Origin of the sequence: Enterobacter asburiae, assembly GCF_008080435.1 — a bacterium.
GTDB classification, from domain to species: domain Bacteria; phylum Pseudomonadota; class Gammaproteobacteria; order Enterobacterales; family Enterobacteriaceae; genus Enterobacter; species Enterobacter asburiae_C.
The window spans coordinates 424,423-438,615 of sequence record NZ_VRKN01000004.1; the positions used below are offsets into that span (position 1 = coordinate 424,423).

Sequence of the window (14,193 nt, forward strand, 5' to 3'; positions counted from 1 at the left end):
GGCAACCTCCACCGGGACTTGAGAACTTTCAGAACAGATTTTCAATATCTGTGCTATAGGCTTTGCTGACCTTCTCGCCCATGGATTTCAGCTGCTGGATCATGCTGGTGAGCTTACGTGCATAGTTCGGGTCAGTCGCGTAGCCCGCATTTTGCAGCGCCTGAGCACCCTGCTCCGCCGTCGCCGCCTGCGTAACGGCGGTATAACGCGGATTTCGGCTCAGCAGGCCGACATAATCGGACAATGCTTCCAGATAAGAGCTGTAGACGCGGAATTTTGCTTTGACCTTCACCGCCGCACCGTTCTCGTATTCGGTGGTCGTGATCTCCGTTGTCGGCCCCTTCCAGCTGGAGGTGGCCTTCACGCCGAAGATGTTGAAGCTCGGCTCGCCGTTTTCCTTGCGGATCTGGCGCTGACCCCAGCCCGACTCCAGCGCGGCCTGCGCCAGAATCAGGTGATGCGGCACGCCGCTCTGTTCGCTGGCAAGACGCGCAGGCAGAGAAAGCTGCGCCAGGAAGTCTTTGCTGTCACCGGAGAGCGGCTCATCGCCGCTGCCGGTGGCTTTTGGCATCGCTTTACGCACCAGTTGCGTCAGAGCCTGGTTTTGGTAACTGGTCACCGTTTCCAGGTCGAACTTCATCGGCACCTGCTGCGGCTGATCCTGAGGCTGGATGCCCTGCGCGGCTGCGGTCTGTTTCACAATCATGTCAGCCAGACCGAGGCCTTTTCCGGCGGTCATCTGCTGCGCAATCTGCTGGTCATACATGCTGGTGTAGAGACGCGTTGAATCACTGCTGAACATCCCGTCTTTCGGCAGGGTTTCACGCATGCTTTTCAGCATCATCTGAACAAACATCCCTTCCACCTGGCGGGCGACCGGGCGGATGTTCGCCGCCGGGTCTTTTCCTGCTTTGGTTTTCAGTTCGTTGAGCGACTGGGCGTCCCAGGCTGCACTGGTCAACAGTTTGCTATCGGTCAGCATCAGATGATTTCCAGTTTGGCGCGCAGGCAGCCCGCGCTTTGCATGGATTGCAGGATGGACATCAGGTCCATCGGCGTTGCGCCCAGGGCGTTCAGGGCACGCACCACGCTGTTCAGGTTGGCGCTGGAGCGAACGCTCTGCAGTGATCCGCCGCTCTGACGCATATCAATCTGCGTTTGCGGTGTCACCACCGTCTGACCGCCACCGAATGGCGTATTCGGCTGACTCACGTTCGCGGAGCGGTTTACCGTCACAGAGAGGTTCCCCTGCGCCACGGCACAGCTGTCCAGCGACACTTCCCGGTTCATCACCACCGAGCCGGTACGGGAGTTGATGATCACCTTGGCATCCTGTACCGGAACGTTCACTTCCATATTCTGGATATCCGCCAGCATGCGCACCTGGTTGCTGCTGCCGGTAGAGGTACGGATCTGCACGGTGCGCGCATCGAGTGCCGTTGCATTACCGTAGCCACGGCTGCGGTTGATGGTATCGGCAATTTGCTGCGCCATCGTGAAGTCTTCATTATTGAGCTGCAGGTTGATGGTATTGCCCGCACCAAACTGGGTCGGCAGTTCACGCTCAATGATCGCACCGTTGGTGATACGTCCACCGTTCAGCTGGTTCACCTGCACGCTGCTTCCGCCTGCGGATGCACCCGCACCGCCAACCAGAATGTTCCCCTGCGCCAGCGCATAGACCTGGCTGTCAACGCCTTTTAGCGGGGTCATCAGCAGCGTACCGCCGCGCAGGCTTTTGGCGTTACCCATTGAGGAGACCACCACATCGATGGTCTGCCCCTGACGCGCAAACGCCGGGAAGGATGCGGTGACCATTACCGCGGCCACGTTTTTCAACTGCATGTTGGTTCCCGCCGGCACGGTAATGCCGAGCTGGGAAAGCATGTTGTTCAGGCTTTGGGTGGTAAATGGCGTCTGGGTCGTCTGGTCACCGGTACCATCCAGACCGACCACCAGGCCATAGCCAATCAGGGAGTTTTCACGTACGCCCTGAACGCTGGTGAGGTCGCGAATACGGTCAGCCTGGGCAAATGTTGCCACCAGCGCGAGCGCCACGGCGAAGATCGATTTAAACATGGGTCACCTCGCTTACATCGGCGATAAATTAAGGAAGAAGCGCTGCAGCCAACCCATATTTTGCGCTTCATTGATATAGCCGTTACCGACGTACTCAATGCGCGCATCCGCCACCTGGGTGGACGGAACGGTGTTGGTGCCGCTGATAGTGCGAGGGTTAACCACGCCCGAGAAGCGAATGAATTCAGTGCCCTGGTTGATGGCGATCTGTTTTTCACCCACAACGTGTAAGTTGCCGTTAACCAGTACCTGGTCAACCGTGACCGTCAGCGTACCGCTGAAGGTATTGCTGGCGTTCGCGCCGCCTTTACCGTTAAAGGTGTTGCCGCCTGACGCGTTCACATCAGCACGCGCGTTGCCGAACAGCCCTTCGAGATAGCGTGGCACGGTATCGAAGCCAAAATTGGTTTTGCCATCGCGGCTGGCATTCGCCGACGAGCTCTTGCTCGCGCTGACGTTTTCCTGCAGCACAATGGTCAATGTATCGCCGACATTACGCGGGCGGCGATCTTCAAACAGCGGCTGATAGCCGTAATTAATCGGCTGCGCGGTCTGGAAAATGGAGCCGTTTACCACTGGCGAAGGGCCAGGAACGGGTTGGGCAGTCGTCGCACCCTGGACCAATGGTTTAGACGGGATCAAAGCACACCCGCTGAGGGTGACAGCCAGAACAGTCAGTATCGGATAACGAAACGCCGCGTTTTTTTGCATTGCCTTCATCTTCGAAAACAGGGAGCCGGTGCGGCGTTTACCGCACCGGGCTACACCTTAGAGTTGCGTCAGTTTCTGCAGCATCTGGTCGGTCGTCGACACTGCTTTACTGTTAATTTCATACGCGCGCTGGACCTGGATCATATTCACCAGCTCTTCCGCCACGTTCACGTTGGACGTTTCAACATAACCCTGGTACAGCAGACCCGCGCCGTTCAGGCCCGGGGTGCTCTCATTTGGCGTACCGGAGGATTGCGTTTCGGTGTAGAGGTTCTCACCAATGCTTTCCAGACCGGTATCGTTCATGAAGGTGGTCAGGTTGAGCTGCCCAACCTGAACCGGCGCGGCCTGTCCCTGCTGGGTCACGCTGACCACACCGTCACGTCCGATGGTGATGCTCAGGGCGTTCGCCGGGATGGTAATCGCAGGCTGAACCTGGAAACCGCCCGCCGTCACCAGTTGGCCGTTCTGATCAACCTGGAACGAACCGTCGCGGGTATAGGCAGAGGTACCGTCAGGCAGCTGCACCTGAAAGAAGCCCTGGCCTTTGATTGCTACGTCTTTACTGTTGTTGGTCTGAGACAGGTTACCCTGGCTGTGCAGACGCTCGGTGGCCACAGGGCGAACACCGGTACCGATCTGCAGGCCGGAAGGCAGCGTCGTCTGTTCAGAAGACTGCGCGCCCGGCTGGCGGATGGTTTGATAAAGCAAATCTTCGAAAACGGCGCGCTGACGCTTGAAACCATTGGTGCTCACGTTTGCCAGGTTGTTGGCAATCACGTCCATATTGGTTTGCTGGGCATCCAGGCCTGTTTTCGCGATCCATAAAGAACTGATCATAAGGAGTCCTGTTAACTCATAGCCAGAAGTTGGTTAGCCTTGCCCGCGTTTTCATCCACGCTGCTGATGATCTTCATCTGCATTTCAAAACGACGGGCGCTGGCGATCATGTCGGACATGGCTGCAACCGGTTTGACGTTACTGCCTTCCAGCACGCCGGACATCACGCGGATGCTCGGATCGGCCTGTAGCGTGGCACCACGCGTCGCCTGCGCCGCCTGGGTCAGACGGAACATGCCGTCGTCGCCACGCTGCACGTCCTTGCCTTCCGCTTTAACCAGCTTCAGACGTCCGACCGGCGCAACGGTGTTGGCCGGGTCGCCCGGGTTCAGCGCCGAAATGGTGCCGTCCGCAGCGATAGTCAGCTCAGAGCCTTCCGGCACGGTCAGCGGGCCCGCTTCCCCCATCACCGGATGACCCTGAATCGTCAACTGGCCCGTCGCACTCACCTGGATATTGCCGTTACGGGTGTAGCCTTCGCTGCCGTCTGCAGTTTGCACCGCCAGCCAGCCGTCCTGCTGCAGGGCAACGTCCAGCGGGCGTGAGGTGTAGTCCATCTGCCCTGGCGTCATATCTGCACCAGGGGTCGATGCCGTCACCAGCGTACGGGTCGGCAGGGAAAGCCCTTCTACCGGCACCGCGCGCAGCGCATTAAGCTGTGCGCGAAAGCCCGGCGTCGAGGCGTTTGCCAGGTTGCTGGCGGTAACGGCCTGCTGATTGAGCGTCTGACTTGCCGCGCCCATCGCGGTATATATTGCGTGATCCATTGCGCTTTCCTGTTAGCCGCTTAACGCAGGTTAACCAGCGTGTTGAGGATCTGGTCCTGGGTTTTGATGGTCTGCGCGTTCGACTGATAGTTACGCTGCGCGACAATCATGTTCACCAGTTCTTTACTCATATCCACGTTGGAGGCTTCCAGCGCGCCGTTGGTCAGCTTGCCGAAGTTACCGGTGCCTGCGGTACCCAGCAGCGCCACGCCGGAGGACTGAGAGGCAGACCAGACGTTGTCGCCTTCCGATTTCAGACCTTCGTTGTTCGCGAAGTTTGCCAGCACGATCTGACCCAGAACCTGAGTCTGTTCGTTGGAGTAGTTCCCCACAACGGTGCCGTCATCGTTAATCTGATAGCTCACCAGATCGCCAGGTTTGAAACCATTCTGGCTGGTCGCGACGATATTGTTGGCACCCGTGTTCTGTTGCATCGAGTTAGCAAAACTCATTGCGAAGGTCGCAGGCGTCGCACCCGGTATGGTCGCGGTCGTTATGTTGATGTTTCCACCACCGGTCAGCGAACCGTTGTTATCGAAGGTCAGCGTGGTTGCCAGTGTTGCCGCACTACCTGCCACGCTACCGTCCTGGGAATACACTTTCCAGGAGTTAGCGGGTGCAGCATCTTTGACGTAAAACAGGTTCATGTTGTGCGCATTACCCTGGCTGTCAAAGACGGTCACAGTCCCTTTTTTGTTATAGGTATCTGGGTTAGTCGCATCAAATGCTACTGTTGGCGCGGCATCGGTAGAGTTAAGGTTGATCTGCTGGGATGCCGTAGTGGTTGACTTGGCTGCCATCAGCGTTGTTGGGATAGTGATCGCCTGTGGGTTGGCACCGGTTTGGACTTTTGATGGCGTGCCGGCTACCGGATAGCCCGTCAGCTGCATGCCCTGCATGTTAACCAGCGTACGGTTTTCATCCAGTTTGAACTGACCGTTACGGCTGTAGAACACAGAACCGTTAGAATCGACCATACGGAAGAAACCGTTCTGGCTGATGGCGACGTCCAGACCACGACCGGTGTTGGTGGTGGTACCATCGGTAAAGTCCTGAGTGATACCCGCAACTTTCACGCCCAGGCCGACTTTGGAACCGGCAAACATGTCTGCAAATGAAGCAGAACCGGATTTAAAACCATAGGTCGCGGAGTTGGCGATGTTGTTGCCAATGACGTCCAGGTTGGTGGCCGCAGCATTCAGGCCGCTGACCGCTTGAGAAAAGGCCATGACTTACTCCTGATAAGTGTTAAGGCTTAGATAATCTGCCGAACTTCGTCGAGTGTGGTGGAACCAGAGGTTCCCAAATCCAGTTTGTTGCCGTCGCTTCCTTTAATCACGCCCTGGACCAGCGCGAACTGCAGCGGCTGCGCCACCAGCTGGGTCGTGCCGTTGCTGGCGCTGATCGCTACTTTGTAGGAACCGTTTGGTGCTTTAGTGCCGTCGGTCAGGCTGCCATCCCAGGTAAAGGTGTGAACGCCCGCCTTCAGTTCGCCGATGTCGATGGTACGTACCACGGCGCCGGTCGAGTCGGTGATCGTCGCGGTCACTTTGTCCGCTGGCTGCTGCAACTCAACGCCAAACGGCGTGGTGGTGGTAGTGGTGTTGCCTTCGGTGGTGCTGGTGCCCGCCAGAATCGTGGTTCCCGGGATCATCACCCCGTGACCAATCAGGCTTGCCGCCTGCAGAGACTGGGCACTGTTAATCTGCCCAGAGACGGAGCCGAGAGTGGTGTTGAGTTTCTCAATGCCGCTAACGGTGCTGATCTGCGCAAGCTGCGTGGTCAGTTCGTTGTTCTGCATTGGGTTGGTGGGATCCTGGTTCTTAAGCTGCGCCACCAGCAGCGTCAGAAAGCTGCCCTGAAGATCGGAGGCATTGCTCCCGGTGAGGGAGTTAGAACCCGTCGTACTCTTCGTGTTATTAACACCCGAGTTCGTAGGATCATTCACATTTACGGCGATGGACATGCATGTCTCCTTTACTGGCCGAGAGTGAGTGTTTTGAGCATCATGCTCTTCACGGTATTAAGCACTTCGACGTTGGCCTGGTAGCTACGGGAAGCCGACATGGAGTTCACCATCTCACCCACCACATCCACGTTTGGCATTTTCACGTATCCGCTGGCATCCGCGAGCGGGTTACCCGGCTCATACACCAGCCTGTCCGGCGCCTGGCTCTCAACCACATCAGACACCTTCACGCCGCCCGTCGCCGCGCCCGGCGCAGCATCGACCTGAAAGACAACCTGTTTGGCACGATAAGGCTGACCATCTGGTCCGGTTACGCTGTCGGCATTCGCCAGGTTACTGGCAGCCACGTTCAGGCGTTTGGACTGCGCGGTTAACGCCGAACCGGCAATATCAAAAATATTCAACAAGGCCATCTATCAGTTCCCCCCCTGCAGGACGTTCATCATGCCTTTGATTTGTCCGCCGAGTACGGTCAGGCCCGTCTGGTATTTCAGGCTGTTGTCGGCAAACTGGGTACGCTCCCGGTCCATATCCACGGTGTTACCGTCGAGTGAGGGCTGATCGGGAATACGGTAAAGTAAATCGGTCGCTGGCGCGGTCATCGTCTGAGCAGGAATATGGCGAGAGGATGTCATGGCAAGTGCAACACCCGTTCCTTCGGCACGTCCACGCTCCATCACCTTTTTGAGTTCACTGGAAAAATCAATATCGCGCGCCTGAAACCCCGGGGTATCGGCGTTAGCGATGTTGGCGGCTAAAATCTCCTGCCGCTGGGCGCGTAAATTGAGCGCTTCCTGCTGAAAACGTAACGCGGCGTCGAGTTTATCGAGCATGTCTCCTCCGCTGATGGCAAAATTTCAGTTCACAGCTTAAATCTCACCCGGTCTCCCCTATCGACGGAATAAGCGCAAAATGCGTCGCTATTTATTCCGTTGATGCAAAACCACTGCAGGTAGAATTCATTCAACTCTGGAAACGGTGGAACTTGCGATGCAAACGTTAAAACGTGCCCTGATGGCAACTTTCTTGCTGTTTAGCCCTCTGGTGCAGGCTGAAGGCTTACAGGATCAGCTGACGGCTTTTTTTGCTGAAAAGCTGGCCGGCTTTAGCGATGACGTTACCGTGACCGTGCGCACGCCACCGAATCTGTACCCTGGCTGTGACCAACCGTCATTCAGCGTGACGGGGACCACCAGGCTGTGGGGGAACGTGAACGTGCTGGCACGCTGCGCCAACGAAAAACGCTATTTACAGGTTGCAGTTCAGGCGATGGGCAATTATGTTGTCGCCGCCGTGCCCATTGCGCGCGGCAGCGTGCTGCAGACGAACAGCGTGACGTTGAAGCGCGGCCGTCTGGATCAACTGCCTCCACGCACCATGCTGGAAATGAACCAGGCACAGGATGCCGTCAGCCTGCGTGACGTCGCTCCCGGCCAGCCGATACAGCTCTCCATGCTGCGTCAGTCATGGCGGGTAAAAGCAGGTCAACAGGTGATGGTCGTAGCCAATGGAGATGGCTTTAGCATCAACAGTGAAGGGAAAGCGTTAAACAATGCCGCGGTGGCGCAAAACGCCCGCGTCAGAATGTCCTCAGGCCAGGTGGTGAGCGGAACCGTCGACTCTGATGGGAATATTCTGATTAACCTATAATCTTTTTAAAGATTTCGCGGCGCGTGCCGATAAATATTCCACTAATGATGATGTCAGGCGCAAACGCCGCGAACCCTCGATGAGGACAACACTATGAGCATTGATCGTACATCAGCCCTGAAGCCGGTAAGCGCTGTACAACCTCGCGAAACGAATGACGCGACGACGCAGAAAACGCGTCTGGAAAAACCGTCAACGTCCAACAGCACCAGCGTGACCCTGAGCGACGCGCAGGCAAAACTGATGCAGCCAGGCAGCAACGATATCAATATGGAACGTGTTGAAGCGCTGAAAACGGCTATTCGTAACGGCGAGCTGAAAATGGATACCAGCAAGATCGCTGATGCCCTGATTCAGGAAGCACAGAGTTTCTTACAGAGTAACTAACCGTATGAGTCGACTGTCAGAAATACTGGATCAAATGACGGTTGTCCTGAACGACCTGAAAACGGTAATGGACGCTGAGCAACAGCATCTCTCTTCCGGTCACATCAACGGCAGCGCGCTGCAGCGTATTACTGAAGACAAAAGTTCGCTTCTGGCAACGCTGGATTATCTGGAGCAACAGCGCCGCGCTGAGCAAGATCCTAAGCGCAGCGCCAATGACGATATTATTGAGCGCTGGCAGACCATTACCGAAAAAACCCAGCACCTGCGCGACCTTAACCAGCACAACGGCTGGCTACTGGAAGGTCAGATTGAGCGTAATCAGCAGGCGCTTGAGGTGTTGAAACCGCATAAAGAAACCGGATTGTACGGTGCGGATGGTCAGACAGCGACTGCGCGTATTGCGGGAGTTAAAAAGATTTCGATTTGAAGCCTGGGCGACAAATCATGCAGTGGGGAGCACCATAAGGTGAACTCCCCTTTTGGCGTTTATGCCGTACGGCGGGCAAATTCTTTCACTTTGAAGCCCAGCACCGCGAGCGTGGCAAAGTAAGCCACCACCCCAACGCCCACCACGGCCATCAGCCGCATCAGACGGTAGGGCATGGTGCCCTGAGACCACTCCGGCATCACATACATCATGCCGAGTAGCGCGGCAGACATCACCAGTACCGCAACAATCAGACGTACCAGGAAACTCCCCCAGCCCGGCTGCGGCGTAAAAATATCCTGCTTGCGCAGCTGCCAGTACAACAGCCCGGCATTCAGACAGGCCGCCAGACCAATCGATAGTGACAGGCCTGCATGCTTCAGCGGACCAATAAAGGCGAGGTTCATCAACTGCGTCACAATCAGCGTCACAATGGCAATTTTCACCGGTGTTTTGATGTCCTGACGCGAGTAGAACCCTGGCGCCAGCACCTTGACGACGATCAGCCCCATCAATCCGACCGAGTAGGCAATCAGCGCGCGCTGGGTCATGGCGGCATCAAAGGCGGTGAATTTCCCGTACTGGAAAAGCGACACCGTCAGCGGTTTGGCCAGAATACCCAGCGCCACCGCGCTTGGCAGGGCCAGCAGAAAGCAGAGACGTAACCCCCAGTCCATCAGGCGGCAATACTCATCATGATTGCCGCTGGCAAAACTTTTCGACAGCGACGGCAGCAGGATGGTCCCCAGCGCCACACCCAGCACCCCGGACGGGAACTCCATCAGACGGTCAGCGTAGTACATCCAGGAAACCGAGCCGGACACGAGGAAAGAGGCAAAGATGGTATTGATAATAAGCGAGATCTGGCTGACGGAGACGCCAAGAATAGCAGGCCCCATCTGCTTGATCACGCGCATCGCCCCGGCATCTTTGAGATTGATGCGCGGCAGCACCAGCATGCCGATTTTTTTCAGATGCGGCAGCTGGTACGCCAGTTGCAGCACGCCGCCGACGGTGACCGCCCAGGCCAGGGCCAGCACCGGTGGGTTGAAGTGCGGCGCGGCGAACAGGGCAAAACCGATCATGCTGACGTTGAGAAACGTCGGCGCAAACGCCGGAACAGAGAAGCGATTCCAGGTATTCAGGATCGCCCCCACCAGCGAGGCCAGCGAGATAAGCAGAATATAGGGGAAGGTAATGCGCAGCAGCTGCGAGGTCAGCGCAAACTTGTCAGCCGTATTGGCAAAACCGGGCGCGGTCACCATAATCACCCAGGGCGCGGCCAGCATCCCGAGTACGGTCACTACAGCCAAAGCCAGCGTCAGCAACCCGGAGACATACGAAACAAAGACGCGCGTCGCGTCTTCGCCCTGCTTGCTTTTATATTCCGCCAGGATGGGCACGAATGCCTGGGAAAACGCCCCTTCAGCAAAAATACGACGCAGCAGGTTCGGCAATTTGAACGCGACGAAAAAGGCGTCCGTGGCCATCCCGGCACCAAATACCCTTGCCACAATGGCGTCGCGCGCAAAACCCAGCACGCGGGAAAACATGGTCATCGAGCTGACGGCCGCCAGCGATTTTAATAAGTTCATTAACGTGAATTTCCAGAACCATACGGATTTGTAGGCCGGGTAAGCGTAAGCGCCACCCGGCAAAGCCAACAAGCGGCGCTTAGTCTAACCGGATTTCAACGAATTACTATCCGCAGATGTTACAGCGAGTTATTCGCTCATGGCATCGCGCCAGAGCCTTTCTACAATGCGCTGCGCCATAATGGCCTGCTCGCCGGACGTTTCAGGAACCGTCTGATTTTGCACGCAGGTGATAAAGTGGCGGGCACATCCTGCGAAACCGCGCTGCTCCAGGGTGCTCTGCCAGCCTGGCGCCGGGAGCGTCACCACGCCGTTGCCCTTCTCTTCCCGCCACTCACGCATGTCCGTAATGTCATACAACGCACCGTCGGTCACCGCCTGCACGGATTCACGCTGACTCCCCGCCCGACGGTGCATGCTGGTGGTAATCTGAAGATGCTCAACGGCAAAGTGGTGTTCCGCGTAGACCATCTGCCCCTGATCGTTCGTCAACAGGGTACCGCTTTTCAGGTGCGCATTGCCGTTGCTCAGCCACAGCGCCGTATCCACAACGTGCAGATAATCATCCAGAAGGGTGAAACGCAGATCGTTTGGCCCAATGCTGTCGGTACGGTGCTTGTCCATCCGCAGCGAGGCGAGCGTGCCCGACTGCGCCTTCAGCTGCTGATACAGCGGCGCGAAGCGGCGGTTGAAGCCCACCATCAGCGTCAGTTTTTTGCGCGCGGCCAGCTCAATCAACCGTTCGGCATCCTGAACATTTTCAGCCAGCGGTTTATCCACGCAGACGTGAACCCCCAAATTGAGCAGCTCGCTCACCACCTGATAGTGGGTTGCCGTTGAGGTATGCACAAAAACCGCATCACACTCGCGGGCGAGATCCTGCAGGGAGGCGGCATACGGAATGCGCCAGGTTTCGCAGATACGTTCTGCCTTTTCGCGGGTGGGTGACCATGCCCCTTGCAGGGTCCAGTCCGTCGCCGCACCTAAAACAGGCAGCCAGGCTTTTTGCGCGATGCCACCCAGCCCCACCACGCCTACGCGTAATTTTTTCACCGTCAGTCTCCCAAATGTACCAGCAATGCATCCAGACGCTGTTTCAGCCCGGCGACCTCGTCTTCCAGCGCCTCTACGCGCGCGGCAAGACTGTCATTGCTTGCTGAGGATCCCGCGTCGCTCTCCACGGTAGCGACATCGACGTCGCCGCTGAACAGATGCATATAGCGGCTTTCACGTTTGCCCGGCTCGCGCGCCAGACGCACCACATAGGGGCCGTCCTCGCGAGAAGCCAGCCCTTCCAGGGTCTGCTCGACTTCCTGCATATCGCTGAACTCATGCATTCGGGAAGCGCGCGTACGCAGCTCCCCCGGCGTCTGCGCCCCGCGCAGCAACAGCGTGGTGATGACCGCCACTTCCGCACTGCTCAGCTTCAGGTCGCCAAATTCGGAGTTACAAAAGCGCTGTTCGTATTTGGTCACGCGGTTGCCGAAGCCGCTGACGGTGCGCAGATAGTGGCGTTTTACCAGCGCATCCAGCACGTCCTGAACGTCATGCTCGCTGAGGTTCATCACCGGCTCGCGGTTGGTCTTCTGGTTGCAGGCCATGGTCACGGCGTTGACAGAGAGCGGATACTGCTCCGGCGTGGTGACCTGTTTTTCGAGTAAGCACCCAATCACGCGCGCTTCTGTACCGTTTAGCTGATACTTCATCTTTTCTCCTTAACGACCTGCGGTCCAGTCCCGGGTGGTTAACGCCGTCAGAACGTGGTCGCGCCACTCTCCGTCTATCAGCAGATAATCTTTGGCGTACCCCTCTTTCTCGAACCCTAAACGCGCCAGCAAATTGCCGCTGCGCTGATTATGCGGCATATAGTTCGCCATAATGCGATGGATATGCTGCGTGCGTTGCATATAGCGGATCGCCACCGTTAACGCCTCGTACATCAGCCCCTGCCCTTGCCATTTCTGGCCAATGGAGTAGCCAAGGTAGCAGGCGTGAAACGATCCCCGCACCACGTTTGAAAAATTGGCGATCCCGATAATCTCTTTCTCTTCAGGATCCAGCAGCGCGAAATAAAACGCGCTGCCCTGCTTGTGAAATTCCGTAATCATGCTGAGGCGCGCCTGCCAGCCGGAAGGGTAACAATGGCTCTCATCCCGAACGGGTTCCCAGGGTTTTAAAAACTGGCGATTCTCGGCGTAATAATCCGCCAGACGCCAGGCATCACGCTCATGCACCAGACGAACGACCAGCCTGTCCGTTGTCAGACGCACTTTTGGCACATTACTGCGATAGCCAAACATCGATACCACTCCTTCCCGTCACTTCTGCTTACCCATTAGCTTTACTATACCTGCGCCTGCGCCGTCTGTGAAAACAGTGACATACCATTTTGCCCTCTTTTCATTATTTTCGATGAGAACTCTCTATCAAAGCACCCTTTTGATAAAAAAATATTGTCACGCCCGGGGGTGGGAAAAAATGCGGCGACACCGCAGAATGTTAGCGTGCTCACCTTCTTATTTTCCCTGGAGGGAAAATGTCCCGCGTATCACAGGCCAGGAGCCTGGGTAAATATTTCCTGCTCGTCGATAACATGCTGGTCGTGCTCGGCTTTTTTGTCGTTTTTCCGCTGATATCGATCCGCTTTGTCGATCAAATGGGCTGGGCGGCATTAATGGTTGGCATTGCCCTGGGGTTACGCCAGTTTGTCCAGCAGGGTCTGGGCGTCTTTGGCGGGGCCATCGCTGACCGCTTCGGCGCTAAACCGATGATCGTTACCGGGATGCTGCTGCGCGCGGCAGGCTTTGCCACGATGGCGGTCGCCCAGGAGCCCTGGCTGCTCTGGTTCTCCTGTTTCCTCTCCGGTATCGGGGGCACGCTGTTCGATCCGCCACGCACCGCGCTGGTGGTGAAGCTTATTCGCCCTCAGCACCGCGGCCGTTTCTTCTCGATTCTCATGATGCAGGACAGTGCCGGGGCGGTTGTCGGCGCCCTGCTGGGAAGCTGGCTGCTGCAGTATGACTTCCGTCTGGTCTGCGCGGCGGGGGCGATGCTCTTTATTCTGTGCGCGCTGTTTAATGGCCTGTACCTGCCGGCCTGGAAACTGTCGACGGTCAAAGCGCCGGTCCGGGAAGGGCTTGGCCGCGTCCTGCGCGACAAGCGTTTTGTCACCTATGTGTTGACCCTGACGGGATATTACATGCTGGCTGTGCAGGTCATGCTGATGCTGCCGATCATGGTTAACGACATTGCAGGCACGCCTGCTGCCGTTAAATGGATGTACGCCATCGAAGCCTGCCTGTCGTTAACGTTGCTTTATCCGATTGCCCGCTGGAGCGAGCGGCGTTTTCGTCTGGAACATCGCCTGATGGCCGGGCTGTTCCTGATGACGCTTAGCATGATGCCGATCGGTCTGGTGAACTCTCTCCAGCAGCTGTTTACGCTGATTTGCACGTTCTATATCGGCTCCATCATCGCTGAACCTGCCCGTGAAACGCTGAGCGCCTCGCTTGCGGATGCGCGTGCGCGCGGCAGCTATATGGGGTTCAGCCGGCTGGGGCTGGCGCTTGGCGGCGCATTAGGTTACGCCGGTGGCGGCTGGTTGTTTGATGCCGGCAAAGCGTTAAACCAGCCCGAGCTCCCCTGGATGATGCTCGGCGTGGTGGGCTTTATGACGCTCCTAGCCCTGTGGTGGCAGTTCAGCCAGAAACGCAGCGCGAGCGGCATGCTCGAGCCTGGCGCGTAGCCTTTCCCTCGGGCGGGAGT

Annotated in this window: 17 protein-coding genes; 4 read left to right on the top strand and 13 right to left on the bottom strand. The window is 57.1% G+C overall.

Going from position 1 to position 14,193, the window contains the following annotated elements:
• Nucleotides 1-28: 28 nt before the first annotated feature.
• Genes flgJ through flgB form a run of 9 tightly spaced genes read right to left on the bottom strand, consistent with a single transcriptional unit; the run spans nt 29 to nt 7,199 of the window.
• Nucleotides 29-982, bottom strand: a complete 954-nt coding sequence (flgJ, locus tag FU672_RS10745; protein ID WP_148243240.1) for a flagellar assembly peptidoglycan hydrolase FlgJ — start codon at nt 980-982, stop codon at nt 29-31.
• Nucleotides 982-2,079 (bottom strand): flagellar basal body P-ring protein FlgI, encoded by a 1,098-nt coding sequence (locus FU672_RS10750; RefSeq protein ID WP_148243241.1) that lies wholly within the window; start codon nt 2,077-2,079, stop codon nt 982-984. The genes flgJ and FU672_RS10750 overlap by 1 nt, the downstream gene beginning before the upstream one ends.
• Before the next feature lie 12 nt (nt 2,080-2,091).
• Nucleotides 2,092-2,790 (bottom strand): flagellar basal body L-ring protein FlgH, encoded by a 699-nt coding sequence (flgH, locus tag FU672_RS10755; protein ID WP_148243242.1) that lies wholly within the window; start codon nt 2,788-2,790, stop codon nt 2,092-2,094.
• 57 nt (nt 2,791-2,847) lie between these two features.
• Nucleotides 2,848-3,630 (bottom strand): flagellar basal-body rod protein FlgG, encoded by a 783-nt coding sequence (flgG, locus tag FU672_RS10760; RefSeq protein WP_008500810.1) that lies wholly within the window; start codon nt 3,628-3,630, stop codon nt 2,848-2,850.
• Between the two features lie 11 nt (nt 3,631-3,641).
• Nucleotides 3,642-4,397: a flagellar basal body rod protein FlgF gene (locus tag FU672_RS10765; RefSeq protein ID WP_029740347.1), complete on the bottom strand. Its 756-nt coding sequence runs from the start codon at nt 4,395-4,397 to the stop codon at nt 3,642-3,644.
• A 20-nt stretch (nt 4,398-4,417) separates the two neighbouring features.
• The gene (gene flgE, locus FU672_RS10770) at nt 4,418-5,626 is read right to left on the bottom strand and encodes a flagellar hook protein FlgE (protein WP_148243243.1); all 1,209 of its coding nucleotides are present in this window, start codon (nt 5,624-5,626) and stop codon (nt 4,418-4,420) included.
• Between the two features lie 26 nt (nt 5,627-5,652).
• Nucleotides 5,653-6,363, bottom strand: coding sequence for a flagellar hook assembly protein FlgD (gene flgD, locus FU672_RS10775; RefSeq protein WP_148243244.1), 711 nt, complete (start codon nt 6,361-6,363; stop codon nt 5,653-5,655).
• 11 nt (nt 6,364-6,374) lie between these two features.
• Nucleotides 6,375-6,779, bottom strand: coding sequence for a flagellar basal body rod protein FlgC (gene flgC, locus FU672_RS10780; protein WP_008500814.1), 405 nt, complete (start codon nt 6,777-6,779; stop codon nt 6,375-6,377).
• A gap of 3 nt (nt 6,780-6,782) precedes the next feature.
• A complete protein-coding gene (flgB, locus tag FU672_RS10785) occupies nt 6,783-7,199 on the bottom strand; it encodes a flagellar basal body rod protein FlgB (protein WP_148243245.1) in 417 nt (138 codons plus the stop codon).
• 157 nt (nt 7,200-7,356) lie between these two features.
• Between flgB and flgA the strand changes: the two genes are divergently transcribed.
• From flgA to flgN, 3 genes are all read left to right on the top strand, one after another.
• Nucleotides 7,357-8,016: a flagellar basal body P-ring formation chaperone FlgA gene (flgA, locus tag FU672_RS10790; protein ID WP_148243246.1), complete on the top strand. Its 660-nt coding sequence runs from the start codon at nt 7,357-7,359 to the stop codon at nt 8,014-8,016.
• A 93-nt stretch (nt 8,017-8,109) separates the two neighbouring features.
• Complete coding sequence (flgM, locus tag FU672_RS10795; protein WP_023335261.1) at nt 8,110-8,403, top strand: flagellar biosynthesis anti-sigma factor FlgM; 294 nt, start codon at nt 8,110-8,112, stop codon at nt 8,401-8,403.
• Nucleotides 8,404-8,407: 4 nt separating this feature from the next.
• Nucleotides 8,408-8,833 carry a flagella biosynthesis chaperone FlgN gene (flgN, locus tag FU672_RS10800; RefSeq protein WP_008500818.1) on the top strand — a complete coding sequence of 142 codons (426 nt, stop codon included), beginning with the start codon at nt 8,408-8,410 and terminating at the stop codon, nt 8,831-8,833.
• 59 nt (nt 8,834-8,892) lie between these two features.
• On the opposite strand, the gene murJ is transcribed toward flgN, so the two are convergent.
• The 4 genes from murJ to rimJ all read right to left on the bottom strand — a co-directional run bounded on the left by murJ (nt 8,893) and on the right by rimJ (nt 12,728).
• Nucleotides 8,893-10,428 carry a murein biosynthesis integral membrane protein MurJ gene (gene murJ, locus FU672_RS10805; protein WP_148243247.1) on the bottom strand — a complete coding sequence of 512 codons (1,536 nt, stop codon included), beginning with the start codon at nt 10,426-10,428 and terminating at the stop codon, nt 8,893-8,895.
• A gap of 129 nt (nt 10,429-10,557) precedes the next feature.
• A complete protein-coding gene (locus FU672_RS10810; protein ID WP_148243248.1) occupies nt 10,558-11,481 on the bottom strand; it encodes a Gfo/Idh/MocA family protein in 924 nt (307 codons plus the stop codon).
• Between the two features lie 2 nt (nt 11,482-11,483).
• The gene (locus FU672_RS10815; RefSeq protein ID WP_148243249.1) at nt 11,484-12,134 is read right to left on the bottom strand and encodes a YceH family protein; all 651 of its coding nucleotides are present in this window, start codon (nt 12,132-12,134) and stop codon (nt 11,484-11,486) included.
• A gap of 9 nt (nt 12,135-12,143) precedes the next feature.
• The gene (rimJ, locus tag FU672_RS10820; RefSeq protein WP_008500822.1) at nt 12,144-12,728 is read right to left on the bottom strand and encodes a ribosomal protein S5-alanine N-acetyltransferase; all 585 of its coding nucleotides are present in this window, start codon (nt 12,726-12,728) and stop codon (nt 12,144-12,146) included.
• A 236-nt stretch (nt 12,729-12,964) separates the two neighbouring features.
• Here rimJ and mdtH point away from each other — a divergent pair, with 236 nt between their 5' ends.
• Nucleotides 12,965-14,173 carry a multidrug efflux MFS transporter MdtH gene (mdtH, locus tag FU672_RS10825; protein ID WP_148243250.1) on the top strand — a complete coding sequence of 403 codons (1,209 nt, stop codon included), beginning with the start codon at nt 12,965-12,967 and terminating at the stop codon, nt 14,171-14,173.
• Nucleotides 14,174-14,193: the final 20 nt, after the last annotated feature.

Coding starts and splice junctions, on each gene's coding strand:
- flgJ (WP_148243240.1), bottom strand. CDS start 982: ATGCTGACCGATAGCAAACTGTTGACCAGTGCAGCCTGGGACGCCCAG.
- FU672_RS10750 (WP_148243241.1), bottom strand. CDS start 2,079: ATGTTTAAATCGATCTTCGCCGTGGCGCTCGCGCTGGTGGCAACATTT.
- flgH (WP_148243242.1), bottom strand. CDS start 2,790: ATGCAAAAAAACGCGGCGTTTCGTTATCCGATACTGACTGTTCTGGCT.
- flgG (WP_008500810.1), bottom strand. CDS start 3,630: ATGATCAGTTCTTTATGGATCGCGAAAACAGGCCTGGATGCCCAGCAA.
- FU672_RS10765 (WP_029740347.1), bottom strand. CDS start 4,397: ATGGATCACGCAATATATACCGCGATGGGCGCGGCAAGTCAGACGCTC.
- flgE (WP_148243243.1), bottom strand. CDS start 5,626: ATGGCCTTTTCTCAAGCGGTCAGCGGCCTGAATGCTGCGGCCACCAAC.
- flgD (WP_148243244.1), bottom strand. CDS start 6,363: ATGTCCATCGCCGTAAATGTGAATGATCCTACGAACTCGGGTGTTAAT.
- flgC (WP_008500814.1), bottom strand. CDS start 6,779: ATGGCCTTGTTGAATATTTTTGATATTGCCGGTTCGGCGTTAACCGCG.
- flgB (WP_148243245.1), bottom strand. CDS start 7,199: ATGCTCGATAAACTCGACGCCGCGTTACGTTTTCAGCAGGAAGCGCTC.
- flgA (WP_148243246.1), top strand. CDS start 7,357: ATGCAAACGTTAAAACGTGCCCTGATGGCAACTTTCTTGCTGTTTAGC.
- flgM (WP_023335261.1), top strand. CDS start 8,110: ATGAGCATTGATCGTACATCAGCCCTGAAGCCGGTAAGCGCTGTACAA.
- flgN (WP_008500818.1), top strand. CDS start 8,408: ATGAGTCGACTGTCAGAAATACTGGATCAAATGACGGTTGTCCTGAAC.
- murJ (WP_148243247.1), bottom strand. CDS start 10,428: ATGAACTTATTAAAATCGCTGGCGGCCGTCAGCTCGATGACCATGTTT.
- FU672_RS10815 (WP_148243249.1), bottom strand. CDS start 12,134: ATGAAGTATCAGCTAAACGGTACAGAAGCGCGCGTGATTGGGTGCTTA.
- rimJ (WP_008500822.1), bottom strand. CDS start 12,728: ATGTTTGGCTATCGCAGTAATGTGCCAAAAGTGCGTCTGACAACGGAC.
- mdtH (WP_148243250.1), top strand. CDS start 12,965: ATGTCCCGCGTATCACAGGCCAGGAGCCTGGGTAAATATTTCCTGCTC.